22 protein-coding genes, 1 tRNA gene and 1 pseudogene are annotated in these 26,955 nt (G+C 39.6%); 15 read left to right on the forward strand and 9 right to left on the reverse strand.

Annotated elements, in window-relative coordinates; all coding sequences use genetic code 11:
- Positions 1-7 precede the first annotated feature (7 nt).
- On the forward strand, positions 8-2,650 hold the full coding sequence (locus Q6344_14260; protein ID WLG13717.1) for an ABC transporter substrate-binding protein: 2,643 nt from the start codon (positions 8-10) through the stop codon (positions 2,648-2,650).
- Positions 2,651-2,784: 134 nt separating this feature from the next.
- On the opposite strand, the gene Q6344_14265 is transcribed toward Q6344_14260, so the two are convergent.
- Together Q6344_14265 and Q6344_14270 are read right to left on the reverse strand one after the other, a co-directional pair.
- Complete coding sequence (locus tag Q6344_14265) at positions 2,785-3,516, reverse strand: hypothetical protein (GenBank protein WLG13718.1); 732 nt, start codon at positions 3,514-3,516, stop codon at positions 2,785-2,787.
- A complete protein-coding gene (locus Q6344_14270) occupies positions 3,513-5,105 on the reverse strand; it encodes an RNA-directed DNA polymerase (protein ID WLG13719.1) in 1,593 nt (530 codons plus the stop codon). The genes Q6344_14265 and Q6344_14270 overlap by 4 nt, the downstream gene beginning before the upstream one ends.
- A 256-nt stretch (positions 5,106-5,361) precedes the next feature.
- On the opposite strand from Q6344_14270, the gene Q6344_14275 reads away from it, so the two are divergent.
- Together Q6344_14275 and Q6344_14280 are read left to right on the forward strand one after the other, a co-directional pair.
- Positions 5,362-6,678: a valine--pyruvate transaminase gene (locus Q6344_14275; protein WLG13720.1), complete on the forward strand. Its 1,317-nt coding sequence runs from the start codon at positions 5,362-5,364 to the stop codon at positions 6,676-6,678.
- A 109-nt stretch (positions 6,679-6,787) separates the two neighbouring features.
- Complete coding sequence (locus Q6344_14280; protein ID WLG13721.1) at positions 6,788-7,195, forward strand: hypothetical protein; 408 nt, start codon at positions 6,788-6,790, stop codon at positions 7,193-7,195.
- A 30-nt stretch (positions 7,196-7,225) separates the two neighbouring features.
- Here Q6344_14280 and Q6344_14285 read toward each other — a convergent pair whose 3' ends face one another.
- From Q6344_14285 to hisB, 4 genes are all read right to left on the reverse strand, one after another.
- Positions 7,226-8,347, reverse strand: coding sequence for a hypothetical protein (locus tag Q6344_14285; protein ID WLG13722.1), 1,122 nt, complete (start codon positions 8,345-8,347; stop codon positions 7,226-7,228).
- Between the two features lie 98 nt (positions 8,348-8,445).
- Positions 8,446-8,820 carry a hypothetical protein gene (locus tag Q6344_14290; protein ID WLG13723.1) on the reverse strand — a complete coding sequence of 125 codons (375 nt, stop codon included), beginning with the start codon at positions 8,818-8,820 and terminating at the stop codon, positions 8,446-8,448.
- 183 nt (positions 8,821-9,003) lie between these two features.
- A complete protein-coding gene (hisH, locus tag Q6344_14295; protein WLG13724.1) occupies positions 9,004-9,648 on the reverse strand; it encodes an imidazole glycerol phosphate synthase subunit HisH in 645 nt (214 codons plus the stop codon).
- Positions 9,648-10,313 (reverse strand): imidazoleglycerol-phosphate dehydratase HisB, encoded by a 666-nt coding sequence (gene hisB, locus Q6344_14300; GenBank protein ID WLG13725.1) that lies wholly within the window; start codon positions 10,311-10,313, stop codon positions 9,648-9,650. The genes hisH and hisB overlap by 1 nt, the downstream gene beginning before the upstream one ends.
- Positions 10,314-10,715: 402 nt before the next feature.
- On the opposite strand from hisB, the gene Q6344_14305 reads away from it, so the two are divergent.
- On the forward strand, positions 10,716-11,138 hold the full coding sequence (locus tag Q6344_14305) for a hypothetical protein (protein WLG13726.1): 423 nt from the start codon (positions 10,716-10,718) through the stop codon (positions 11,136-11,138).
- Positions 11,139-11,260: 122 nt separating this feature from the next.
- Positions 11,261-11,336, forward strand: a tRNA-Phe gene (locus Q6344_14310).
- Between the two features lie 87 nt (positions 11,337-11,423).
- Here the strand turns inward: Q6344_14310 and Q6344_14315 are convergent.
- Positions 11,424-11,792: a hypothetical protein gene (locus Q6344_14315; GenBank protein ID WLG13727.1), complete on the reverse strand. Its 369-nt coding sequence runs from the start codon at positions 11,790-11,792 to the stop codon at positions 11,424-11,426.
- A gap of 176 nt (positions 11,793-11,968) precedes the next feature.
- Here Q6344_14315 and Q6344_14320 point away from each other — a divergent pair, with 176 nt between their 5' ends.
- Both Q6344_14320 and Q6344_14325 read left to right on the forward strand, forming a co-directional pair.
- Complete coding sequence (locus tag Q6344_14320) at positions 11,969-12,469, forward strand: DUF4385 domain-containing protein (protein ID WLG13728.1); 501 nt, start codon at positions 11,969-11,971, stop codon at positions 12,467-12,469.
- Positions 12,470-12,634: 165 nt separating this feature from the next.
- Positions 12,635-13,336: a phosphoglycolate phosphatase gene (locus Q6344_14325; protein WLG13729.1), complete on the forward strand. Its 702-nt coding sequence runs from the start codon at positions 12,635-12,637 to the stop codon at positions 13,334-13,336.
- Positions 13,337-13,381: 45 nt separating this feature from the next.
- On the opposite strand, the pseudogene Q6344_14330 reads toward Q6344_14325, so the two are convergent.
- Positions 13,382-14,026, reverse strand: a pseudogene (locus Q6344_14330) (ATP-binding protein).
- A 139-nt stretch (positions 14,027-14,165) separates the two neighbouring features.
- Between Q6344_14330 and Q6344_14335 the strand changes: the two are divergent.
- The 8 genes from Q6344_14335 (at position 14,166) to Q6344_14370 (ending at position 25,636) form a co-directional block, all read left to right on the forward strand.
- Positions 14,166-14,819: a Tn7 transposase TnsA N-terminal domain-containing protein gene (locus tag Q6344_14335; GenBank protein WLG13730.1), complete on the forward strand. Its 654-nt coding sequence runs from the start codon at positions 14,166-14,168 to the stop codon at positions 14,817-14,819.
- On the forward strand, positions 14,812-16,788 hold the full coding sequence (locus Q6344_14340; GenBank protein WLG13731.1) for a DDE-type integrase/transposase/recombinase: 1,977 nt from the start codon (positions 14,812-14,814) through the stop codon (positions 16,786-16,788). Before Q6344_14335 ends, Q6344_14340 begins: the two co-directional genes overlap by 8 nt.
- On the forward strand, positions 16,788-17,681 hold the full coding sequence (locus Q6344_14345; GenBank protein ID WLG13732.1) for a TniB family NTP-binding protein: 894 nt from the start codon (positions 16,788-16,790) through the stop codon (positions 17,679-17,681). Before Q6344_14340 ends, Q6344_14345 begins: the two co-directional genes overlap by 1 nt.
- Positions 17,645-18,817 carry a TniQ family protein gene (locus Q6344_14350; protein WLG13733.1) on the forward strand — a complete coding sequence of 391 codons (1,173 nt, stop codon included), beginning with the start codon at positions 17,645-17,647 and terminating at the stop codon, positions 18,815-18,817. Before Q6344_14345 ends, Q6344_14350 begins: the two co-directional genes overlap by 37 nt.
- Positions 18,786-20,222 (forward strand): hypothetical protein, encoded by a 1,437-nt coding sequence (locus tag Q6344_14355; protein ID WLG13734.1) that lies wholly within the window; start codon positions 18,786-18,788, stop codon positions 20,220-20,222. Before Q6344_14350 ends, Q6344_14355 begins: the two co-directional genes overlap by 32 nt.
- A gap of 151 nt (positions 20,223-20,373) precedes the next feature.
- Positions 20,374-21,384 (forward strand): restriction endonuclease, encoded by a 1,011-nt coding sequence (locus tag Q6344_14360; GenBank protein ID WLG13735.1) that lies wholly within the window; start codon positions 20,374-20,376, stop codon positions 21,382-21,384.
- A gap of 2 nt (positions 21,385-21,386) precedes the next feature.
- Complete coding sequence (locus Q6344_14365; GenBank protein ID WLG13736.1) at positions 21,387-24,659, forward strand: DEAD/DEAH box helicase family protein; 3,273 nt, start codon at positions 21,387-21,389, stop codon at positions 24,657-24,659.
- Positions 24,659-25,636 (forward strand): Eco57I restriction-modification methylase domain-containing protein, encoded by a 978-nt coding sequence (locus Q6344_14370; GenBank protein ID WLG13737.1) that lies wholly within the window; start codon positions 24,659-24,661, stop codon positions 25,634-25,636. The genes Q6344_14365 and Q6344_14370 overlap by 1 nt, the downstream gene beginning before the upstream one ends.
- A 414-nt stretch (positions 25,637-26,050) precedes the next feature.
- On the opposite strand, the gene Q6344_14375 is transcribed toward Q6344_14370, so the two are convergent.
- Entirely contained in the window at positions 26,051-26,911 is an 861-nt protein-coding gene (locus Q6344_14375; GenBank protein WLG13738.1) for a hypothetical protein, read from the reverse strand.
- Positions 26,912-26,955 lie beyond the last annotated feature (44 nt).

A 26,955-nucleotide genomic window follows, 5' to 3' on the forward strand; every position in this document is an offset into this window, starting at 1 on the left:
TATCTTAATGAATCGTAAGCCCACAGACAATAAACCACCAGCTGATACAAAAAAGACTGATACCTGTATGCGTCAAGCGTCAAGCTATCCTAGCGGTATCCTTAATCAACTATTTAGTACCTTAGGTTTTCAAACACTGGGTTCCCAAGCACTCAGTCGTAGCTGGTGGCAGCGTTGGGTATATCCCGTGTTGTTTCTGCTGACATTAACCCTATCGCTTGCCACTTATTTGACCCTCGACTCGGTGCAGCAATCTGTCGATCGCTATATCAATGACAATCAGCGCGCGCTCGTTGGTGGGGATCTAATCCTAAACAGTAAGCAAGACTGGCCAAGCGAAGTATTGACGCAGGTAGAAACAATCCCCGATACGCAGACGGTGTATGACTATCAGTTTAGCGCCATGCTGGTCAATGATGAGCAAACCTTGCTTGCCAGCATTAAAGCGGTCTCGCCGTCTTATCCCTTATACGGTACAGCGGAGCTTGCCTCAGGACAGCCGCTGTGGGAGCAGCTAACCTCTGACAGTGTCATCGTCGCGCCAGAAGTGCTCAGTAGTCTACAGGCCAATGTCGGTGACCGCATTACCATTGGTGATGCGCAGTTCACAATAAGTGATGTACTGACCAAAGAACCTGATCGCCCGCTGACCACCTTTGGGTTTGGTGGGCGTGTCTTAATGCATCAAGACTCACTCGCAGCGACCAATCTATTGGGTCAACGTAGCCGAATAAACTATCGTATCGAGATGGCAGGCGATCCAGAGTTGATAACCACGCAGCGTGATGCGCTTACAGATATCCTGACCAATTACCCTGATATCGAGCTCTCTGACGCAGAGTCCGCAGATACTTCGGTCTCGCGTATCTCTGACAATGTATTGATGTTTTTAAAGTTACTGGTCATCGCGGTATTACTACTTTCTACGGTCGCCATGTATGGCGTCATTAGCGCGTTTGTCACTAAGCAGCAGTCTAATAATGCCATTCGTTTGGCATTAGGTGAACCGCTTGGCTCACTCAAGCGCAGCTACTATCAACTGCTTATCGTCACCACTGCCATTGCTTGTGTCGCCGCGATTATACTGAGTCTAGGTTTGCTTAAAATTGGTCAGCCGTATCTGGTGGCTATCTTGCCTGCCGATGTTGGTCTCGCCATCAATCCAATCAGTGCGATCAAGACCATTGTGATTGCTCTAGTCCTGACGTTGCTGATTGCGCAGCGTGGTCTAAGCGCACTTAACACGACTAAACCCGCTACCCTACTCAATCAAGGGGCAAGCACGCAAACGCAAAATTTACCTTGGTACCGACGCGTGCCGCTACTGTGGTATGGCTTGGTGCTGGCAGGGCTGTATGCGTTCTTTGCTTATGAAGTGGGCTCGCTGTCATTAGGGGCGCAGTTATTGGGTGGCTTGATTGGCTTTGTAGCGATATTTTGGCTATTGGCGCGTGGGTGGATCTGGCTGCTTAACAAGTTGGCAAGCAATACCAAAGTTAGTTGGATGCAGCGTATCGCCATTCATAACCTTGCGCGTAAAGGCAACCAATCAGCATTATTCTTTGTCACCTTATCGCTATCGGTGGCGGTGCTGACGCTCATCACCACACTCAATCACAGTATCAATGCGCAGTTTATCAATGCCTATCCTGAAGATGCGCCTAACTTATTCTTGCTGGATGTGCAGAGCGATCAACATGACGATATTGATGCGATCATTGAGGCGCCCGTCACTTATTATCCCGTCATTCGTGCCCGTGTGGAGACGGCCAATGACGTACTGGCAAAAGATATCGAGCCTGCTGATGGGTTTGATGATCCCACGCGTGTCTTTAATTTGAGCTACGCAGATACGGTCATGGATACTGAATACATCGTTGACTCACTCACGGATGATGCACTGTATACGCCTATCGATGCGACAAATGAGCAAATCAAACCCTTGTCTATCTTGGACACTGCTGCAGGTATGCTCAATGTCGGTATGGGCGATCAGGTGCGCTTTAACATTCAAGGTATCGAAATTATCGGGCAGATCACCAGTATTCGCACGCGCTATGAGCGTGGCCCAAGCCCGTATTTTTACTTCTTATTTGAGCCGTCTGTACTGTCTGCTGCCCCGCAGATTCAGTTTGCTACTGCGCACGTTTCAGAGAATGACATTCCAGAACTACAAGGCAAACTGGTACGCGAGTTCCCTGCTGTCACTACGATTGATGGGACGGCTATCGCCAAGCAAATCCAAGAGTTGGTAGTACAAATGAGCCGCTTGGTCTATGTGTTCACTTTGCTTGCCCTACTCACTGGGGTCATGGTGCTGATCAGCTCGCTGCTGTCTACTTCGCAAGATCGTATGAAGGACAGCGCATCATTTAGACTGCTCGGTATGCAAAAGCGCGACCTGTATATGCTCAATATTTTAGAGCTGGGTGTGCTTGGTATTAGCGCGGCGACCTTTGCCGTTGTCATCGCCAGCGTTGGTGCATGGGCTGCTATCACGCAATGGTTTAATCTACAGTTTAGTGTGCCTTGGACGAGTCTAGCTATTGGCGGTGCAGCGTTAGTTGTCTTGCTGTTTGCCATTGCCATTATTTATGTGAAACTGGTGATTGGACGTGGGATTATGGCGCGGGTTCGAGCGATGGTTTAAGTTGTATAGTTAACTTTAAAAGTCTGTGCTCCATTTTTGCTCCGCAAAGAAAATCCCCTAACAGGGATTTTCTTATTTGCTATTATTAGAATTAAAACACTCTTCTAGCAGACACTTAACTCAAATAAGAGTTATTAAAACTTACTATCAACTTGCATATCTCTAATTAAGGTATCTAGAAAATCACTGAAAGCTTCGTTAGGTGTTTTGCCTCCCGTTACACTAGAAATGAAAGAACTTACTTTAAATTTACTATATGCTCCTGTCCTTGGATTATATAAACCTGCATACTCCCAGCTTTTGTGATTATCATCAACTTGTCGTAAAGCTAAATATATACTTAACTGCTTCAAATCACTGGTTTTAAAGTTACGCTTCACTGTTTTAACTTCATATAATATATCATCAATTGATACATCTCCTTCCAAATCTGGAATAAAACCAAAACCTTTTAAAGAAGGTTTAAAGTTAACAGTAGTTGCGTTGTGACTAGCTATAAAACCTAAAAAATTATTGGATAGCTGAATAACTTGTTCTATTTCACTTTCGTTTAAAATTAGCTCGTCTTTATTATATTTAGTAAATAACCATATAGATTCGGCAGTCTGTTTCACAATACTATTTAGCATCTCAATATCAGAGACAATATCATCAACCGAACAATTATTATAAGCTTTCGCTACAATATTAAAGGCACTTTCAGCTACTAGATCGTATCTAACATCATTTGGCATATCAACTTCTGACTGCTCAAACTTATAAACCTGACTTTCATTAAAAACCCGCATAAAGTTTGAGTTTAAAAATGGAAAGCTCAGCTTCCATATAGAAGTAAATTTTTCAGATATAGTCCTTTCGCTAATCATGATAAAACCTTTTTTTGTGACTGTTTTCTTTCTGAAAACCAATCTTTTAAAAGATTTTCTTGGCTTGTAAAGCTTTTTCTATTACTTCTTCTCCAGTGATTACCTTCATCATTTAGATAATATGATGAATAAATAATAGCTCTTCTTTCCCATACCGAACTACTATTGAAATCGCTTTTTCTATCAGATAGCCAATAGTCACAATTCCAGTTAGACATCGCTATAATTATCTGTCTTTTTATAAATTGATCTTTGCTTGATTCAAACTTTCTAGTAAAGAACCTAATTTTTTTCTGTGACTTATTTATCGATAACAACTGTATCATATAACTTATATTTAAATTAACCCTTATCAGATAATGGTCATTATCGAAAAGATTTAACAATGTGTCATCTATCTTCTGCTGCCCTTCCTCCGGTAAATTATCATAGATACCTCTAAAGGCACGAAGTATAGTTGTAAATACTGGTGTTAAAGTAACCAGATTTTTTTCATCAAGAAGAACCTTAACTGCTTCTAACTGTTTTGCAGTATCTAAAACTTTAATTGCACCAATCGCTTGTTTGGTAACAATTTGATCAACTCTTGTTTTATTGATCTCTTTAGACAAAATACCAATAATATCTATTTCTGAAATAGCACTTTTTGTAGACTCATAATCTTCTTGAGATGTATTTGAGTAGGGGTCAAATCTAATTGAAATATTCAGTAGTTTTTGTTCATCAGTTGAATCATCTTGAGCTGACGGACTAAGAGATTTATGAATATCTAAAAATTCATCTGAAGGCATTATCTTCGTTTTAGTCTTCTGTAAACTCAACTGATCATTTGCAAGCTTCTGTGTTAAAAATAAAATTTGTTTATATGCTTCAGACTCAGAATCACAAAAAATTGTATAGTCATCAACATATCGACAAAACTTTATATTATTGCTTATAAGATGTTCATCAACGTGTCTCAATGCTAGCTCAGCTAGGATTCTAGAAGCGGGACCACCAACAGGGAGACCATAAGATATTGTCTTAGTAAGACTTGATAGTACTTTCATTATTCTATTTGCTGTATCACTTGATTCATTATCTATACGTTTTAGTTCATTTTCTAACTTGTGATGATTAATTCGAGGATAAAAATCTGCAATATCGGTTTGTACTACATATTTACAGTTCATAGAATTTTCCACGCACTGTTTTTTATAATCTAACCATGTAATATTTTTAAAAAGAGAGCTTTTCTCCTCATTCCACTCATATCTATATGAAAAAACTGTATTCTCAGTCTCATCAATTCTTTTTAACTCGATACTTTCAGCTAGACTGATCACAAGCCCTAAGAAGTAAGCATTCCAAAAAGGCTCTATCATTGTTGCTTTACGAAAACCAAAATATCCTACAGGAACCATTTCTTCGATAGTTGAAGGAGGCTCGCTTGACAAGCCGCTATCAAAATTACAGTGTATTGCCTCTAACAATTTAACAGTACTTTCATGCTTTTCTTCGAACATATATCTTTCGAACGGAAAAGGAAATATATCTGTATCACCGTATTTGGCAATGTTTTTGACAGCTTTTTCGAAATACTCTTTCATTTAGAGCCTTATTAGCCAATGTTGTTGAAAATAAATATCTTCATACATCTTATTCGAGTATATCAAGTATAAGCAAGCACAAGATGCCTGCACTTTTTATGAAAATATAATAAGCCTAAGCTTGCCTGTCCTTATATATATAAACTCATATCTGCCCCGCACTTTGCTTATTTTATACTTCTCATTTGCTATACTAGCCCAACTTTATCGGTTAAATACCCACTTATAACACCCTCCCAAACAGCATGGTAGCCTTATGAAATTCTCAAAGTTCGGTCAAAAATTTACCCAGCCAACTGGTATCTCACAATTAATGGATGATCTGGGCGACGCGCTAAAAAGCGATCAGCCAGTCAACATGCTGGGCGGTGGTAACCCTGCCAAAATTGATGCCGTTAATGAATTATTCTTGGAGACCTATAAGGCGCTAGGTGTTGATAATGATACAGGCGTGCCCAATAGTAGCGCGATTATCAGTATGGCGAACTACTCTAATCCGCAAGGTGATGCCGCCTTTATCGATGCGTTGGTTGGCTTCTTTAACCGTCATTATGATTGGAACCTCACCTCAGAAAACATCGCCCTGACCAATGGCTCACAGAATGCGTTTTTCTATCTGTTTAATCTGTTTGGCGGTGCGTTCACAGATGAGAAGAACGAATCTGTCGACAAGTCCATTCTACTGCCATTGACCCCTGAGTATATCGGCTATAGTGATGTGCATGTAGAAGGTCAGCATTTCACCGCCGTATTACCGCATATCGATGAAGTGACGCATGATGGTGAGGAAGGCTTCTTTAAATATCGTGTGGATTTTGACGCGTTAGAAAACTTGCCAGCGCTAAAAGAAGGTCGTATCGGCGCGATTTGCTGCTCACGCCCGACCAACCCGACTGGCAACGTGCTCACCGATGACGAAATGGCGCATTTGGCTGAGATTGCCAAGCGCTATGACATACCTCTCATCATTGATAATGCCTATGGTATGCCCTTCCCGAATATCATCTACTCTGACGCGCACCTGAACTGGGATAACAATACGATTCTATGCTTTAGTCTGTCGAAGATTGGTCTGCCTGGTATGCGTACGGGTATTATTGTGGCCGACGCCAAAGTAATCGAAGCGGTTAGCGCGATGAATGCCGTGGTCAATCTGGCGCCGACACGCTTTGGTGCAGCGATTGCCACGCCATTGGTCGAAAATGATCGTATCAAACAGTTATCAGATAACGACATCAAGCCGTTTTATCAAAAGCAGGCGACCCTTGCCGTTAAGCTGTTAAAAGAAGCCTTGGGTGATTATCCATTGGTCATTCATAAGCCTGAAGGTGCGATATTCTTATGGTTATGGTTTAAAGACTTGCCGATTACCACCGTTGAGCTGTACGAGATTTTAAAAGAAAAAGGCACGCTCATTGTACCAAGTCAGTATTTCTTCCCTGGTGTCGATGTCAGCGATTATCAGCATGCACATGAATGTATTCGTATGAGTATCGCCGCTGACGAGCAGACACTGACTGATGGCATTAGAGTGATTGGTGAAGTGGTGCGTGAGTTGTATGATCAAAGATAGGCTTTGCAAGTGAGCTGAGAATTATAGTTAGATCTAGTGTAAAAGTATTCGAAAGTCTCTACGCCAGTTACAGCCATCACATTATTTTAGGAATAATTAAATGAGACTTATGTCAGCTATAGTCTTACTTCTAATGTCTGGTTGTAGCGCTGTACATTCCGATGACGCCAACTATAAAGTTTTGATTCATGGCAATGAGGAATGCAACTATGACTATGGTGTAGAAGACTTTTGCGACGAATATAATCAAATATCCTATAAAAATACTGATAAGACTGTCAATTTTGATAAAGATAAAGTTTTAGTGTTTCCGGAAGATAACTTTGGTTATTTAGTTGTTATAAACCCAGAAACTCAAATAGCTTATCCTTTTGGATACTTAGTTAATTATAAAAAACTAATTTTTTCTAAAGATTCTAACGAATTCTGTATAGAGGGAGATATCTCCGCTTATCGTGATGAGGATAGTGGATACTTCTGTTTTGAGTTTACTGAAAAAAACTTTGAGCGCATTTAAAATGCTACTCGCTAGTATTTAGCCTAACAATTATAAATCTACCTTTATTCTAATATATTGAAAAGTATCATTAAGATCATTAAAGTTGCCGTTTTCTTTCCAGAAGGCGGCGCTATGAGTAACCGCTAAATATAAATAGCCGTCTCTTGCCCAAAATATGTCTTTTGGCTCCTCCATAGGCATCCAATGCATAAAGCCTGCACCCATGATCGGGATGATGTCTGTTCCCTTAATTCTATACAGCTCTAGATCGGTGTATTGCTCATATGGGTTGGTATAGGCTGAGATGATATATTTTTTATTGGGCGAGATACGAGGATAATCTATAAACGTCTGCGTCGTCTCACCCGAATTTTTATCAATCATCTTATAGTCACCGCTTTCCCAGTAACCTCCACTGACCAAATACTGATTTAACGGGGCAATCTGACCTACGTACTCAAAAATCTGATACCCATCATTATCTACATTCTTATCAGTGAACGTTACTACCTTGCCAGCAGTTGGAATAGATATCACCCCATTTCTCTTTTTAATACTTTCATCTTTTGATAAAAAATCAACGGCAAGTGGACGTTTTTTCTCAAAAAAAGCCTTATCAATCAGCTCTATTTTCAGGTAGTCGTTAAGTACTTTGCCATTTTCAAAAGACTCGTAATCTTCGCCGACGGATAGATACGCTAGTATGTTTAAATCTTTGGACGTTAGCGAGGCAGGTATAGTAGAACCCGTTTGCTCTTTTCTCACAAAGACCTTTTCCCATTTAACAACGTCTGTCTCTACAATGCCATCATTGTCCTCGTCATACTCTCTACGAATTCTGTCTTGCACCGCATACCAGTCCTTTCTATCTTCAATGACTTCTAATTTCTCACCAAATGCATAGCTTTTCACCTTTCGAGCAGCGCCGCTTGGTAACTGACGTGCGATTGTCCCATCTTTTGCCGTCACGTAGACTTGCTTCAATACAGTCGTATCATCGTAGTCAATCTCGATACCATCACGATTGTACTGTGCCAAAAGTGCTGCCGATATGGGTTTGTTTAGATCAATGATGACGTTTTGACTTGCCACTGCTGAATGATAGCTAAACGTCGTTAGGCATAGAACGATAGAAGAAAAAATGTAAGTAGGTATTTTAAATGAAGACATAATATGGTCTGCTATATATTTTATATTGTGAACTTTACACCATAAAATCCTACTTAAGTTTACTTTTTTGATATCTGAAATAAAATTACTTCGGAATATTAGCGCTGCTTTAAAAGTTTAGTAGACGGATTGAATGAACTGAATATCTTCGTCCACTTATTCAGCGCATAGAGCACGTAAGGCAGCAGGCACGTATTGATCAAATCGCGGAGGCTTGCGACCAGCTGTTCGTGGCTTAAGCCAGCCATGCCTGATGCTTCAATCGTATTTCGATTATCTAAATACTCGCCCAATAAAGCAATGCCCGTCACGACGACTAGAGCCATGAATGATCTGATGCTTTGGTTTTTAATGATAGGACGCAGCACAAGCAGACACAAAAGATAGATGCCGACGCCGACATAGATATGTAAGGCGTCTTTGGCAAGGCCAGATACTTCAATAACATTGATTTTAAAAGCGGTAAAATCCACTAGAGTATTCCAAATATAAGCAAGTAGAAAACGACTGAGAGTATCACTAAACCATGATGGCTAAACTATAATAGCTAAAGAGTGGCAGCTACAAAGTGATGGCTGAGCATAAAAAAGGCAGATTATATAATGGATAATCTACCTTCTGCTAAATTAAATATTCACTTCACATTTATCGCCTACTTACACATTCCACTCGACGAAATTCTTCAACAACTGCAAGCCAGCAGTATGACTTTTTTCTGGGTGAAACTGGGTGGCAAATAAATTGTCTTGGATGACACTGGCACAAAACGGTTGACCATAGTCACATATCGCTGCCACTTGTGAGCTGTTAGTAGGCTCGCAATAATAGCTATGCACAAAGTAAAAATGCGCGTTGTTTTGAATACCATGCCACAGCGGATGGTCAAAATCCATACCGCTAATGGTGTTCCAGCCCATGTGTGGCACTTTGATGGTAGCGCCCTGCTTGTCTTTCCACGTAGGGTTGAACGCTTCTACAGTGCCGTTTAAGATACCCAAGCAGTCTGTACCACCATTTTCAGCGGACTGCTCAAACAATGCCTGCATGCCCACACAGATGGCCATAACAGGCTTATTAAACACCGCATGGCGTATGACGTCATCAATCCCTGCTTCATGCATGCCAGCGATACAGTCACGCATCGCACCAACACCGGGGAAGACGATCTTGTCTGCTGCCGCGACGACTTTAGGATCATTGGTAATAGAGACATCCGCCCCAACTACCGATAGTGCTTTGCTAGCAGAGTGCAAATTGCCCATGCCGTAATCCAATAGCGCTACTTTGGTTACTTTAGCCATTAAAACGCCTCTTTAGTCGATGGCAGAGTATTGAGTGCACGCTCATCATATTCGCACGCCATACGTAGCGCACGAGCAAACGCTTTAAAGGTAGATTCAATTTGATGATGGCTATTTTTGCCTTTTAGATTGTCTAAATGCACCGTCATCCAAGAATGATTGACGAAACCATAAAAGAATTCACTAAACAGGTCAACATCGAAATTACCGACATGCGAACGGGTAAATGGAATGTCCATGTGTAAACCCGGACGTCCTGATAGATCGACGACAGCGCGGGTCAATGCCTCATCTAGCGGCGCATAAAAGTGCCCATAACGACGAATGCCCTTTTTATCGCCCAATGCTTTGTTAAATGCTTGTCCAAGGGTAATACCAGTGTCTTCAACGCTATGATGGTCATCGATAAAGGTATCACCGTTGCATTTAATCTCTAAGTCAAACAAACCGTGACGCTTGATTTGGTCAATCATATGATCCAAAAAAGGTACGCCAGTATCTACAACCCCTTGACCCGTACCATCAAGATTGACGGTACAAGTCACTTGGGTCTCAGCAGTAATGCGCTCAACGGTCGCAATACGTTCAGGGCGACCATGTAGATTTAGGTTTTTTGGTGCATTTTGCTCAGGTGTATCAGCAGTCGTCATTGCATTGGCTGTCATGGCTACTCTCTATCAGTTTTTTATCAGTGAAAAGCGGTCAATAAATAAGGCAAAACATGTTTAAATATTTTACTAGTGTCTGGGTCAGCGCTAGTAAAAAATGTATTAGAAAATGATATATACAAAAGATATCAAGGTATTAGGGTTTGTACGTACTAAATATCATCTAGCCTCATCATAGCAAACCCTAACATTTACTGCCACGGCCAAGCGGTAAACCACGCACAAAATTACCTCATTCTGCTAAAATAGTGTGTTCAGTATTATTAATCATGATTTGCACTGACTTTTAGATATCATATTCTACAGCCTACTTTCTATGACTTTTTGCCGTGTTATAGCTTTGTGCTGTGTCATACTGCTACTTTATACGATAGAGACTCTCTGTTTATAGGAACTGCTATGCCTTTAGAAGCGATCGCCATTAATAGCTTGGATACACCACTTATCAAAAAACCTGCTCGTGATAATGAGCTAGCAGAGCGCTTGCAGGCATTGTACGATAGCGATGACGCGCAGCCTGATGGTCTCGAGGTATTAAATATCGTTGAGCAAGGCTTCAAACGTGGACAGATCCTATATGTTGGTATGTTCAATGACAAGCCTATCGCTGCGGTTGCCTGTTTTGATGATGGGCAAACCGACGCCAAGCGTTTGCAATATTTAACGGTACATCCACAAAATCGCGGTCGCGCGATCGATGCTAAGTTTATCAAACTGGTCTATGATGCTGAGATAAAAAAAGGTGTGCGTGAGTTTGTCCCTGCCGATGCGGATATCCATCGTATTATGAGCGAGTATGATTTACTGCGTGTTAAAGACTAAATCGAGAGCAGAAACAGTTAATTTTGCCAATATTTGATTATTTATCGTCTTTTATCTTCTATTATGCAAAAACTACTTGACAGCAACGCCTATATTTAGTTTAATAGCGCCTCAACGAAGACGGCTCGATAGCTCAGTCGGTAGAGCAACGGATTGAAAATCCGTGTGTCGGCAGTTCGAACCTGCCTCGAGCCACCATTCGTTTAAGAATTCTAAAAAGCCCCGAACAGCAATGTTCGGGGCTTTTTTTATGCCTGTATTCCGTTCTGAAATAAGCCTAATAGCTTATGACAAACGTCTTCTTAATAACACCTCGCAACGTTCACGCGAGTCTAAGTCATAAACCGTCGCGCGGTAATCGATACCATGACGCCCTTCAAAAAATATCACCCGATCGCCCACTGCTAAAAAACAAGACGTGCGCGCATCATAAATGAAACCATCAATCACGAACGCCAAATCACGATCTATCTCACGTACCGTATAAGTTTCTCCTTGCGGAATCAACTGCTCAAACCATGCGCTATGGGCAACATTTGTGCTTAATACGCTGATGAGTACCATCACCGATATCATAAATATACTTTTTAAAGACATCGTAACAGTCGAGCCAGCTAGACTGATTCTATTAAGGATGTTTTTATTAACTGTCATAACTTTAACCTACTCAGACCTGCTAAATGATTGATTCTATTCGCCATGCTTCTCATGCTAAACGCTTACTGTCACGGTTGCATAACATTTTTGTGCTGTTTTTTAGACAGCGGCGCTCAGTATACTCGATAGTATTGATAATGATAAATATGACAGATGACGAATAGGGAAAAGCGATGAGAGCGTTCGATTACGATTTGGATTATAAAAACCTAGATTTGCGCGCGCAGCCCGAGCTGTATCGGGTCGGTCGCGGCGAGCAAGGCGTATTATTGGTAGAGCCGTATAAGTCTGAAATCCTGCCACACTGGCGCTTTGCGACCCCTAATATTGCGCTTGAGAGCAGCGAGACAATTTATCAGCTGTTTTTAGATTATCTGGCGGCCGATGACTTTGTCGGTGCAGATATGGCGCGCAAATTTATTCAAATGGGCTATACCCGCGCCCGTCGTTACGCCAATCACAAAGGCGGCAAAAAGTATAAAGGTGCTGTTCCCGATGATAAAAAAGGTCAGAGCGGCGCACATGGTCGCGAAGAGTTGCCACGACAAATCGAAGACCCAATCAAAGCAGAGTCAGCGCGCATATTTAAACAAAAATGGGACGAGTGTCGTGAGAACGAAGATTATCTAAGAATGAAAAAGGAACATCGCGAACGTTATAAAGAGGTTGAATAAGCATAAAACATATCAATAAAACATTACCCTCAGCCTGAAAAGATAGAAACATTTATAATGACAGGCTGTTAAATAATTGAATTCATAACTTGCTGTGCTAAGGTAATGAGGGCTTGGAGCTAATACTCCAAAAAAGTATAAAATTGATAGCGTGGGTAAGTAATAATGACTGTAGGTATTAAGCAAATTTTGATTTTTGATTTTGATGGCACGCTCATTGATAGTGTGCCAGATTTGGCTGATGCGACCAATGCGATGTTGACCACTCTGGGCAAAGAGACTTACCCTATCGAGGCCATACGAAACTGGATAGGTAACGGCTCAAGATTGCTGGTAGAGCGCGCACTAGTAGGTAAGGTAGACGTGTTAGAAGGCGAGTTGACGGTCGAGGAAGCCAATCACGCAGAGCACCTGTTTTTTGAGGCTTACAAAAATCTCAGTGGTAGCAAAACCGTTGCTTACCCAGATGTCGATAGCGGACTAAAAAAGCTAAAAGCAGCAGGATTTACGCTGGCCTTAGTGACCAATAAACCGATTCGTTTTGTACCGAAAATATTGCAATTCTTTGGCTGGCAGGACTTATTCAGTGAAGTATTAGGCGGTGATAGTCTCTCAACTAAAAAGCCTGATCCAGCACCGCTACTGCATGTCTGTAAAGCGTTGAACGTCACTCCAGAACAAGCTGTGATGATTGGCGATTCTAGAAACGATATCTTAGCCGGACAAAACGCCAATATGGATACTTTCGGGCTGTCTTATGGCTACAACTACGGACAAGATATCCGTGAGCTAAACCCTACCGAAGCCTTTGATGATTTTGCGGCATTAATAAAATATATTTTCAAAAATTATAAGATAGACAGCTAAAATTTGAACGTTAGAATGATTCATTTAAGCCATTCTTTGAAATCATTATTTGCTCCGATAGCTCAGCGCCTCAGACACATGAGCGCTTGTAATATCGATACTGTCATCCAAATCAGCAATGGTACGCGCCACTCTCAATACTCGATGATAACCGCGTGCCGATAAATTCAGACGCTGCTGAGCGAGCTGTAATAGTTGCTGTTCACCCTCTCCTAGTTGGATATATTTATCAATCTCGCTAGGGCTAAGCTCATTATTGACCTTTTGTTGCCGCTGCATCTGATGTTTATGTGCGGCAATGACTCGAACGCGCACTTGTTCGGAGGTTTCGCCAGCTTGAGCATTTTGCAAATCGGCAATTGGCAGCGCAGGTACAGTGATATGCAAATCAATGCGATCAAGCAGTGGACCTGATAGTTTATCTTGATAACGTTTAATCTGTTCAGGTCGGCAGCGACAACGCCCTGAGGTATCGCCATCATAGCCGCATGGACATGGATTCATGGCAGCGACCAATTGGAAATTTGCTGGAAAAGTCATCTGCGAGTTGGCACGGCTAATGGTGATTTGCTTGGCTTCTAATGGCTGACGTAATACCTCAAGCACACTCCGATCAAACTCTGGCAATTCGTCAAGGAATAATACGCCCTTATTGGCAAGGGTAATTTCACCCGGTTTTGGTCGTGAGCCACTGTCACTATGCTAAATAGATGTCAAAATATTGACTTACAATAAGCGATTCAGAGTGTAAAACTACCCAATAGATGTCATAATAAAACCCAATAAGAGACAATATTATATTTCTTATACCCAATAGGTGTCACATTTTATGGAACAAGTCAGGGTTATTAAGCCTACTCGTAGAAGTATGTCTGGGTATTACTGTCATCAAGGTATATCAATACCTTATGAATCTACATTAGAAAGAGATTTTGTTGTTTTCCAGACTTTTCGTAGCAACGTCATTGAAGTCGTAGCCCAGCCTATAACTATTCCTTTTGAAAAGAATGGAAGGACTTATAACTATACTCCTGACTATTTTGTTCAGATAGATAACGATGGGGATCGATACAATCCTGATACTAAATCTCTAATTGTAGAGGTAAAACCTAGAGATGAATGGACAAGGCATTGGCGTGACTGGTCAGATAAATGGAAGGCTGCAAGAGAGTACTGCAAAGAGCATGACTATCGTTTCAAAATATACGATGAATCAAGGATTCGGCACCAAGGGTTAGCTAATGTAGATCATATCATGCGCTATGAGAGACTGAACTGTTCAAGAGATGATATTGAAACCATTTTAGAGCAAGTAGAAATGATGGGTACAACTACCATTGAGTATCTACTAGAAAGGTTCTTTATGGGTGATATATACCGTCCTCAGGGCAGACGCATCATTTATCATCTTATGGCAAATAAAAGACTAGGTTTTCATCTTTGGGATGAGATTAATGAAAAGACGGAGGTTTGGTATGTATAAGGATATGCATGACACAGATGAGGATGTAGAAATATCAGGGATTAAGTTAAAAAGAGGCGCTCTACAGCTTGCGAGTGGCAATATCTACAGCCATAAAACTAAAGACGTACAGTATAAGATGATTGAACTCATTGATATGAATCAGGCGCTGTTCAAGAACTTATCCACTCTCAAAAATGAATTAATTAGCATTCATGATTTAGAGAACTCTACAAACCCACAGGGCACCATTATTAACGTGGATGCCGAATACATTAGTGATGCCGACTGGGAAAAAGCCCAAAGCAAGTACCTTGCAATTAAACCCTTATTATCGAGGGATAATGGCGGCTTGGCCTCTAAAGAGCTAGACATAAGAGCAGAGGAATGTAAGGTTTCAAGTAGAACGCTAAGGCGATGGGTGGATGCTTATCGATCGACTGGTTCTATCGCATCTTTGTTAGAAAAGAAACGAGGTTGGAACAAAGATAAAATAAGACTAGATCATGCAACCGATACGCTTATCAAACAAGTCATTAATGACTTTTTCTTAACGCCACAACGCCCCACCGTAGAGGCAACGGTAAGACGAGTTCATAAGCTATGTCACGAGCAAGGTTGCAGTAAACCTAGCGCCAAAGCCATTAGATACCGTATAGACCAAGTATCTGAACCAACCGTGATGAAAAGGCGTGGTCAAAGAGAAAGAGCTAAGAATAAATTCACTCCTAAAACTGGACACTTTCCAGAGGTTTTTAACCCTTTAGATGTTGTTCAAATTGACCATACCCCTGCCGATATCATTCTCGTTGACGACAAGCATAGAAAACCGATTGGCAGACCGTGGGTAACTGTCGCAATTGACATATATAGCCGAATGATCACTGGCTACTATATCTCATTAGACGCCCCATCAGTAACCTCTGTAGGCATGTGCCTTTCACGCAGCATTTTATCAAAGGACGACCTACTCATTCAAAACGGTATAACAGATGCTGAATGGAAAGTGTTTGGCTATCCTAGAAAAATTCATGTAGACAATGGGTCGGATTTTCGCTCAGATGATCTGAGAAAGTCTTGTGCGCTGCACGGTATCAATATTGAGTTTCGACCTTTAGCCCGACCTGAGTATGGCGGTCATGTGGAGCGCATGATTGGCAACTTAATGAAAAAGGTTCATGAATTACCAGGAACAACTTTTTCTAACATAAAGCAAAAGGATGAATATGACGCCGAAAAAAATGCATCTCTTACTCTTGGTGAGTTTGAAAAGTGGTTTTTAACTTATATTACTAAGGTTTATCATTTAAGTATTCATTCAGGGATAGAGAGAACACCTGCTAGACAGTGGGAAATTGGCATATTTGGTGACTCGTTTAGTGATGGTATAGGTATACCTTCACTACCTGTAGATGAGACAACTCTTAAACTTGATTTCATGCCCAGTTTTGAGCGCACAATACAAAGCTCAGGCGTTCGTATTGACGGCTTACACTACTATGACCCTTGCTTAAATAACTACATAAACACTTCTGATAGTAAGAATGTAAAAAGTCAGTTTATATTCAGACGCGACCCTAGAGATATTAGCAAAATATGGTTTTACGACCCTGAGTTAAAACAGTATTTTATCATTCCTTTTGCCAACCAAACCTTACCGTCAATGAGTCTATGGGAATATCAACAAATCAGACGGCAGGTTAAGTTAGAAAATGGTACGAGCAATGAGCATCTAATCTACAAAGCATGGGATGACATGCAGACGCTAGCCGAAAATGCAGAATCAACCACCAAAACTCAGCGCAGAAGGAAACAAAGACGTAAAAGCCATGAAAAATCTCAAAAACGTTATGAGGTTATAGACGCTAAAAAAGATAAAGTTGACTCTACATTACCTGATACAGTCCAGATAACTGATACTGCCAGTACAGACCCCCAAGCTGGTCCTGATGCAGACTATGGAGTGTACTTTTTTGAGGACATAGAATAATGAGTAGTGACAAGCCATACGTCCATGTTCTTGATAGGTTTCAGCATATCGTACCGCTATCAAACAGCGATAGAATCGCCTTTATTGATGAGCCTCGTTGGATTGGTTACGAGAAGGCAAACAGAACGCTCAAAATTATGCAAAACCTGCTGAAAAAATCAAAGCAGCACCGCATGCCTAATATTATGATTATTGGGGACTCTAATAATGGTAAAACGACGCTGATCAATAGATTTTACGAGAAGTTTGGCGAGGAATACATTAACGACTTTAAAGAATCAGTGGTGCCTGTAGTTTTAATCCAAGCTCCGCCAGTACCTAGTGAGAAAGAGCTTTATATTAGTTTGCTTGAAAAACTGGCATTACCTTACCGCTCTACCGATTCGACAGCCAAACTTCGTTATCAAGTTGTCCATGCCTTTAAGTGCTGTAACGTACAGGTATTAATAATAGATGAAATTCATTCTTTACTGACAGGAACAGCAAGGCAGCAAAGACAGATAATGAACGTCATTAAGTATCTTTGTAATGAGCTTAAGTTACCCATTGTTGTAGCAGGTACAAATGATGCCATAAGAGTGCTTCATACTGATCCGCAGCATATCAGCCGCTTTGATGTTATTGAGCTTGAAAACTGGCGCAATAGTGAGGAGTTTAGACGGCTTGTGGGAAGCTTTGAGCTAATTATGCCTTTAAGAAAACCGTCAAGACTTTTTGATCCTGATAAGACTCGCCTTATACATAGCATTAGTGAAGGCAAAATTGGTAATGTTAGGAGATTAATCTCTGAATGCGCTATAGAGGCCATAGAAACAGGGGTTGAGGAAATTACTGAGGACTCATTAAAGAAAAGAATATGCAAAAACAAGAGAGCCTACAGAGTAATAGAATAAAACCATTAACCATCAAGACACCACTATATTACGATGAAAGTATTAGCTCATGGCTAATTAGAGCAGCCTTAAATCAAGGCTGCGACATTTTAACTTTCACTCAATTTTATTGGCCTGACTATCGGCTGTGGACTTATGATGTAGACAAGGGTTTTAATCATATTGATGTGCAAATCCATAAAGACATGGCTGTTTTGGCTGGTATGCATTACCGAGCCTTTAACGCAAATACGCTGGTGAGTTTTGCTAAAAAAATGGGATTATCTGATAACTATAAACAAATCAATATACCGTGGACTCAACCACTGACCAAGCGCAATCGTAGAGCACTATTAGGGTATCAATACTGCCCACTTTGCATGCAGTCAGATAGTGATGCGAGATTGAAATTATCTTGGCGTTTCACATGGTCTTTGTATTGTGTTCAGCATCAAATAAAGCTGCAAAGTACTTGCACACAATGTCATCAGCCGTACCAGCCTCAATTGCTTGAAGCAAATATGAGATATATCAATCACTGCCATAGCTGTAAGCATAAATTGTCTAAGGCAGCCGATAATAATCCTGCTTACTTGCTAGATGACTATTCTTACAAATTTCAAAGAATAGCCAGTAAGGTATATGTCGATGAATTTGGTTATTCGTTTGGTGAAAAAGTTTCGATGCAAGAGTGGTTTGAGCTTATGGCGTTCTACGTCAATATAGTAAGGCGCGGTGCAAGCAAACCCGACTATATGTTTGGCAAACTACTAAAGAGCTTTAGCATTAATGTAAACACCATGACTCCTCCTAAAACGGGACTTAGACTGAACCAACTTCCTATTAATGAGCGTATTGAACTGCTAGGGTATGCTGCTCAATTAAATGATACTGATATAAACACTTGGATTAAAAAGTGCGAGGAAATATCCATAACTCAGAATAGCTTTAATTGGAATAGAAAAACGCTTATCCCAGAACCTTTTAAGTCTATCTATATGCAGCTCCCCATTATCAAAAACCAAAAGCGTCAAAATAGTCAGAACTTAAATACGCCAAGAGCGCCTGAATCAGTAATGAAACTATGGGAAAGACTCAAAAGAAAGACTGAAATGAGAGAGCTTTATGACCAAGACCGATTCAGCTACAAAGAATAAATGTGATTGGTGCGGCAATCATCCAGTCGATATTAAAAGACGATACAAGGGTGAAGGTTACTGTGCAAACTGCTATAAGATATGGTTCATCAAGCAACCTTGCAGCCGATGCAGTACACTTAGTAGATTGCATAAAAAAGAACATGAGCCAATATGCCGTAAGTGTATTAGTGGTCAACCATGCAAACGGTGCGGTAAAGACGCCTCCGTCAATGGTGCTAATACAGAGTATGGACGAGTATGCCAAATTTGCTATCAAGGCTACTTCAAGAAAAAGAAAACATGCCAAGAATGTGGAAAGGATAAGATAGGGGTTTCTCGCTATGCTGAACTTCCTCACGACAATGAAGTTTGCGTATCCTGCTATCAAAGAGAAACAAGAAAGACCTGTTCTGCTTGTAGGCGATTTAGAAAAGTAATAGATACGCCTACAGGTGTTTTATGCCAGAAATGCCATGAATTAGGTAAAATAAACTGTCCTTGCTGTGGTGAGAATATGCCAGCAGGACAAGGGAAAGAGTGTGAAAGTTGCTATTGGGGTCATAGGTTACAGCGTGAGGTTGCTACCAATCTCTATTTATTTAAGTCAGATAAAATAAAAATATCGTATGAGGCGTTCATCAAGTGGTTCATTGATCGCACTGACAACAAGAACGTTACTCTTGAACACTTAAAGTTTACCGCCTTCTTTAAAACTTGCGATGATATATGGTCTGAAATACCCACGTATTCATCCCTTGTACAGGAGTTTAAGCCTGAGGGTCTACGTCACCATTTAACTGTTTTAAGATGGTTGATAGACACGGAGCAAGTAGTTGTTGACTTAGAAGTTAAGCATGAAATTGCCGAAAAAGAGCGAATTGCAAATTTGCTGAATAAGTTTGAAGTCTTACCCAAAACAATAGAGTCTTACTATGCATTTCTTAACGAAAAGTTAGCTCTTAAGAAAACCTCTCTAAAATCCATCAGATTGGCTTTACAACCTGCCGTAGGTATTTATGTGGAACTTGGTATTGATAGATGGGGAAAGCCCTCACAGGAGCAATTAAACGCCTATTTGAGGCTTAAGCGAGGACAAATCAGTGCCATAACTGGCTTTGTATCTCATCTTAATCGAAAGTACGGAACTAATATTCAATGCAATCAGCCTGACCCAGAGACTCTTAGGAAAGATAGGCGTAAAATCTTGGAGAGAGACTTAATTGCTATCAGCCGTCTCCCCAATCCTACAAAAAAGGACTATGAAAGATGGATTATTATTAGCTTAGAGTATTTTCATGAACTTAAAATTATTAGGAAGACTTTAGCAACTCTAGATATCGAGCAAAACCAAGATAAAGCAATAGTTAAATATAATAAGCAAGAATACGTCATACCCTGTTTAGATAGCTTAAATGAAGTTTAGCCTGATATTTTGAAGCCTTATGTTGACGATCTACAACGCCATCTTTGGGAACTGAATTAAGATTGTCATCATTGAAGCGACAAAAATACCATAGCTGGTTAAGATACTTTGCACCCAAAAGTAGTATATTGAAACGGATTAGCAAAACATTATGAATCTAAGTATTAACAATGAGTATAAAAGACACATGACACATTTAAAAGGCGCTGGTCTTTTTGGTCAAAACCTTTACAGTCCTAAAGCTAAAGACATGTATCAGAATAAAGAATCTAAAGTACAATTTAGTTCTGCTGACATCTCTGAAAATGATATTCGTGAACAGATGCCAGCCATACTTGATATATTATTGATTGACCGTACTACGTCAACATCAAAAAAGACAAGGAATATCATTTGGGCAAACGAGAACTATATACAATATGGTAGATACTATGGAGTCTCGCATCAAGTCAAACCTAAATTGATAACAGGTCACATGGGGCACATCATCATACCTCGTGCTTTAAAATCCGAATACGTGCAAAAAGAGCGCACCAAATCCAAGGCTGAGGTGTTCACCCCTACATGGATCATCAAAAAACAAAATGATGTGATTGATGCTAGTTACTGTGAGGATGATTTACAAACCTATATAAACCGCAAGTGGCTAGAGATTACCTGTGGTGAAGCGCCATATATGGCAACTCGCTATGACATGGAGACAGGCAATATAGTACCCTTATCAGAGCGTGTAGGCTTTGTTGATCGTAAATTATCTCGTATTAATGCTGAGGTGGATGAAAAATCTGAATGGCAACAATTGGTAGAGAAAGCCTATAAAGCCAGTTATGGTTTTGAATGGAACGGGGATTCACTGCTATTAGCACGAGAAAATCTACTCTATACTTACTACGATTATCATGTAGCTAAATGGCAAGACAAACCAACGCATGAACACTTTGCGATTATAGCCAATATTATTAGCTACAATCTGTTTCAGATGGATGGCTTAAAATATATCATTCCATTATCCGACATACGAAAAAGACCTGTTAAAAGCCAGCTGAAACTTTTCGATGATAATATCTCTGATGGCAAAAGCCTTAGAAAAGCGGGCAAACGTGTCAGAATAATGAATTGGGACAAAAATAAGATGGAACTCTTTGACAAAGGATTAAGGTAATAATGAGTAATTCCCCAAAAATAAAAACCACGAAAATTATTTATCCACAAATATATGCTTACATCTTACCAGAGGTTCCAACGAAGAATGGCTGGGTAAAAATAGGTTATACAGAGCGTAAAAATGCTGACGATCGCATTAAAGAACAGACCTACACAGCTCGACTCGACTACGAAAAGCTATGGTGTGAACCTGCTAAGTTCCTTGAATCAGATGATTGGTTCACAGATAAAAATTTTCATAATTATCTAGTAAAGCATAAAAAAATAAAACGTTTAGATAAATCTGAATGGTTTTTCTATGAGCATGACCTGGAACAAAGATCTTATACTGATTATAAAAGCTTTTTAGAAAACCCTTATGATCAAGCTAAAGAAAAGGCTCAGTATCAGCTTAGAGATGAGCAAGCTGCCGCTGTGACACAAACCCTGAATTATATAAAATCTTATCCCAAAGGTGAGTTTCTATGGAATGCTAAACCAAGATTTGGGAAGACGCTAACAACCTATGACTTAGCTCGTAAGCTCAATGCAACCAAAGTACTTATTGTGACAAACAGACCAAGTATTGCTAACTCTTGGTTTGATGATTTCGAGAAGTTCATTGCGTGGCAAACTGACTTTGCATTTGTCTCTACCAGCGACTCGTTAAGTGAACGTCCTGTCATGAAAAGAGAGGAGTTTTTATCGCAGACAGCTACGGGCAAGAAAAGCATGATCACCTTTATATCTCTGCAAGACTTAAAGGGTGCAGTCAGTTTTGGGGGTAGTTACGATAAACTTAGCTGGGTCAAAGATCTGTCATGGAATATGTTGGTTATTGATGAAGCTCATGAAGGGGTGGACACCCTTAAAACTGATTTGGCATTTGAAAATATTAAACGTGATTTTACTCTACATTTATCTGGTACACCTTTTAAGGCTGTGGCCACTGGTACATTTAGTGAAGATGAGATTTACAATTGGAGTTATGCAGACGAGCAACAGGCTAAAGCCAATTGGGATAATCCAGATGAACACAATCCCTATGAAAAACTGCCTCGCTTAAATCTGTTTTCTTATCAAATGAGCCAAGCCATCACCGATGAGGTGAACAAGGGAGCAAAAATAGAAGGAGACAGCATTGATTATGCTTTCGATCTTAATGAGTTTTTCGAAACAAAAGACAATGGCAAGTTTGTTCATGAGGAATACGTAAAAAAATGGTTAGATTCATTATCTCGCAATGAGAAGTACCCGTTTTCAACCAAAGCCTTGCAGGATGAGCTTAAACACACCTTTTGGCTATTAAACCGTGTTGCCAGCGCCAAAGCCTTACAAAAGCTGTTAAAAGAACATCCTGTCTTTAAGGGCTATGAGATTGTACTTGCCGCAGGTGATGGTCAAAGTCATGACAGTGATGTGATCAATAATGATAAATCACTTGTTCGAGTCAAAGAGGCTGTTAAAACACATGATAAGACCATCACTTTATCTGTGGGTCAGCTAACCACTGGCATTACTATTCCTGAGTGGACAGCGGTATTAATGTTATCAAACATCAAGTCGCCTAGTCTTTATATGCAAGCTGCCTTCCGAGCACAAAACCCTTGGGAGTATCAAATCGATGGTCAGGTATATCAAAAAGAAAACGCTTATGTTTTTGATTTTGCACCTGAACGCACGTTAACCATCTATGAAGAATTTGCTAATGACTTATCTCGAAGAACAGTAAACGGTGGCGGTACAGGCGATGATCGCAAAGAAAACATTAAGCATCTTCTAAACTTCTTCCCAGTTATCGCAGAAGATAACGATGGTAAAATGGTTGAGCTTGATGCTACTCAAGTGTTGACCATACCAAAAGCTATTAAAGCCCAAGAGGTAGTACGCCGTGGCTTTATGTCAAACCTACTGTTTAAGAATGTATCAGGTATTTTTGCGTCACAAGAAGTTCGAGAAATTCTCGAAAATCTTAATCCAGTAGAGGTTGGCAAAACAGTTCCGCAAAAAACTCAAACCCCTATTGATACGCAAGATGTTAAGGTTGACAACAAAGGCGAGGCTCAAGTTGATGACGATATTGTGATATCGGAAACCGAAGCGCGATTTGGCGAAAAGACGTATGCTAACATCCAAAAAACAGTAGAAACTTTTGGTGAGCTGCCCCAAGATAAACATGCAAAGGCAATTGAAGAAAGTTTTATAAAAAATGTCGAACAGGGAGTTAAGAATACCGCTAAAGATTATGATGTCACTCAAAGTTTTGCCGAAAATATTGTGAAAAACGCTGCTAAAGCAGTAGCTCGTGAAATTGAAATCTCACAAAGGCAGACTGATATCAAACAAAAAGAGGCAGAAGTTGAGTATAAAAAAGAGATGACACAAGCTCATCTTAACGAAGTCGAAATGTCTAAAACTAAAGCTGCTTATGAACTCAAGCAAAAACAGATCCAAGAGGGTTATCAAAAAGAAGTAGAAGCTAAAATTGCAGCTAAGACACAGGAGCTAGTAAAATCATCTAATGAGGCTATTTTACAAAAAGCCGAGGATAAAAAGAAAAACGTTGTTGAGAATGATGTTCGCGCTCGTTTGCGTGGGTTTGCCCGTACCATACCTTCATTTTTAATGGCGTATGGCGATGCTGACACATTGCTTGGTAACTTTGATGAGTTTGTAAGCGACACTGTTTTCAAGCAAGTGACTGGCATTACGTTAGATCAGTTTAGAACGCTGCGTGATACTCATGATTTCTTTGATGAAACTGTATTCAACGAATCGGTTTTTGAGTTTCTCAAAAAGCGTAAAGAGCTTGCAAACTACTTCGATGAAAGTCAGGAAGAAGACATCTTTGACTACATTCCACCGCAGAAAACTAATCAGATATTCACCCCTAAAAAAGTGGTAAAAATGATGGTGGATAAACTTGAGCAAGAAAATCCAGATATATTCACTGATTCTAAGAAGACATTTGCTGATTTATACATGAAGTCTGGCTTATTTATTACTGAGATTGTAAAACGACTATATCTTGGGTTAGAGGGTGAAATACCCGATCCCAATAAAAGGCTAAAGCATATTTTAGAGAATCAAGTTTATGGCTTTGCTCCTAGTGAAATCATTTTCAATATTGCTCGTAACTTCATTTTTGGTTTTGATGAAAGAGCTGACACTATTGATAAATCACATATTGTTTACTTGGACACTACACCTTATGTTAAAGGTGAGACTGAAATGAGTTTTGAAGAAAAATGCGATAAACTATTTGGTACTAGCGAGCCTGTGGAGAATAAGTAATGGAATTTGATGTAGTTGTTGGTAACCCACCTTACCAAATTGATACTAATGGTTCGGGAAGACAAGCTACCCCTGTTTATCAAAAGTTTGTGGAAGCTGCAATAAACTTACAACCGAATTATTTGGTTATGATCATGCCTGCAAGATGGTATTCAGGTGGGTTTGGCTTAGACTCTTTTAGAAAAAATGTTCTGAAAGACAAAAGGTTTAAAGAGTTATACGATTTTGAGTCGGCATCAAAAATTTTTCCAGGTGTAGATATAGCAGGAGGAGTTTGTTATTTTCTTTGGGACAAAAATTATAATGGACAATGTAAAGTTGTTAGTAGCAGAGACAATGAAGTAAATTATAGGGATTTAGATGAATTTGATATATTTGTTAGGGATAATCAAGCACTAAATATTTTGAGAAAAATTCTAAAAAGTAGTGATTATAAAAACTATGGTAGTTTAATAGATGTTGTTGGTTCCATTAGACCTTTTGATATACCAACTAATTATTCACCAAAAGATAAAGGGATTCCATGTTGGTTTAAGCAAAAGATTGGACTCAGTTATGCAGACCCTAATGACATAAAAGATAAAAACGAAATAATTAATAAATGGAAAATTCTAATACCTAAAGCTCCAATTGCGGGTCAAACGGATTTTACCAAGCCTATAAAAATCTACCATGAAAAAAACGTATTGATAGCTAAACCTGGAGAAATATGCACGGAATCATATATAGTTGCAGCATCATTTGATTCCAGAGAAGAAGCAGAGAATTTTAGAAATTATCTCTTTACTAAAACTGTTAGACTTCTAATTTTATTAACTTTAATGTCTCAGGATGTTAATAAAAAGAATTTTAGATTTGTACCTAATTTATCTGATTTCTGTAAACCCATTAATGATGATACTTTGAGAAAAATGTGGGATTTAAGTCCAAGCGATTGGGAATATATTGATAAAAGAGTTAAAGCTATAAGTGATTAAGTCAACATTGAAGTTTTTCAAGGTAGTTGTCATTTATAAAAGCGCTAAATGCGCTTAAGGTATGATAGATGCACCTGCACTCGGCTGCCTTTTACCACTCTTGCATTGGATCAACTGTACGATTAGTAACCCATAAAGTTTGAGCAATCATATGAATGATTCAATGCTCCTCTCACTGAAATTGAGAAAGCGATCAACCTAGTTATTGCAGGGGATGTCAAAGCATATCGAATGAATGCCGCATATGGCAAGATCTAGCGATTTAAAAATATAGTAATATTCACGTTAATTTCGATTTACAACATCAATTAGTTTATTTGTATTCCATTGAGCGACTTTATGGGATAGGCATTAGTAAAAATCTAATGCTTTTCCCAATAGATAAAAATATTTTTAGGATATAAGCTGACTGCTTTATCTTAGTTCATAAGTTTCTGAGAAATCGTATTTGGGGAATGTAACAATATAATCAGCACCATCCATACTTAGAACAGCTTCAATTTCAGGCTCTCCTTTATATCCACGCTTTACAAAAAGGCCGAGATAACCCTCTAATTTACTAGCAATTATATTCTGGAGATCTCTGAGGATGATTTTTTGTTTATCCACCTGTATGACTGACTGTACATTAAAACCCTGACCTGCAAAACCACCCCCAATTGGAAAGTATGATGGTCCTCCTTCAATAGAACTGATCACATTTACGCCAGCTTCTCGCAAACGTTTTCTTTGTTGTTCTGTTAGATTGTCAGATCCAAGATCATCAAGCACTTTATATCCTTCTAGCTCCTTAGACCAGTTTCTATGCATGATTTCAACCACTTCTTTATTTTCCCAAGTTTTATGAGCGAATATTCCGATAACGTAAAACTTATCATTAAAAAGCCAAGCAAAAACAAGAAACTCAGATCCTTTTTCAAAACTACCATCATCGTTTTCATTCAAATGAAAGTGATGGACACCCCAGTCATTCAACATAGGATCTGTTTTATTGGGAGAAAATATTTTTTTGCTTAGATTCATAGTCAAGTCTTTACCGCTTTCAACCCTGCTTATAAGTCTGTTGAACCCTTCCTCTAGCTCTTTTGGACAAACAAAAGTGTCAGCTAAAATCACTTCACGTATCTTTTTCGCTGGTCGTCTACTTTCTGTATTAAAATATAGTACTGGTATTTTGCTATCTGGCACTGATGCAATATTACAACCCCACTCATTACTTAGAGTGTTCTTTAAAATGTTAATCCAGTCACCGAAAAAATCAGCTTTTAATTTCATTTTCAGTCCAATTTTATTTTTATGGCAAATATCGACTTCAATTT

It is taken from the genome of Psychrobacter cibarius (genome assembly GCA_030686115.1).
Lineage (GTDB): Bacteria > Pseudomonadota > Gammaproteobacteria > Pseudomonadales > Moraxellaceae > Psychrobacter > Psychrobacter cibarius_C.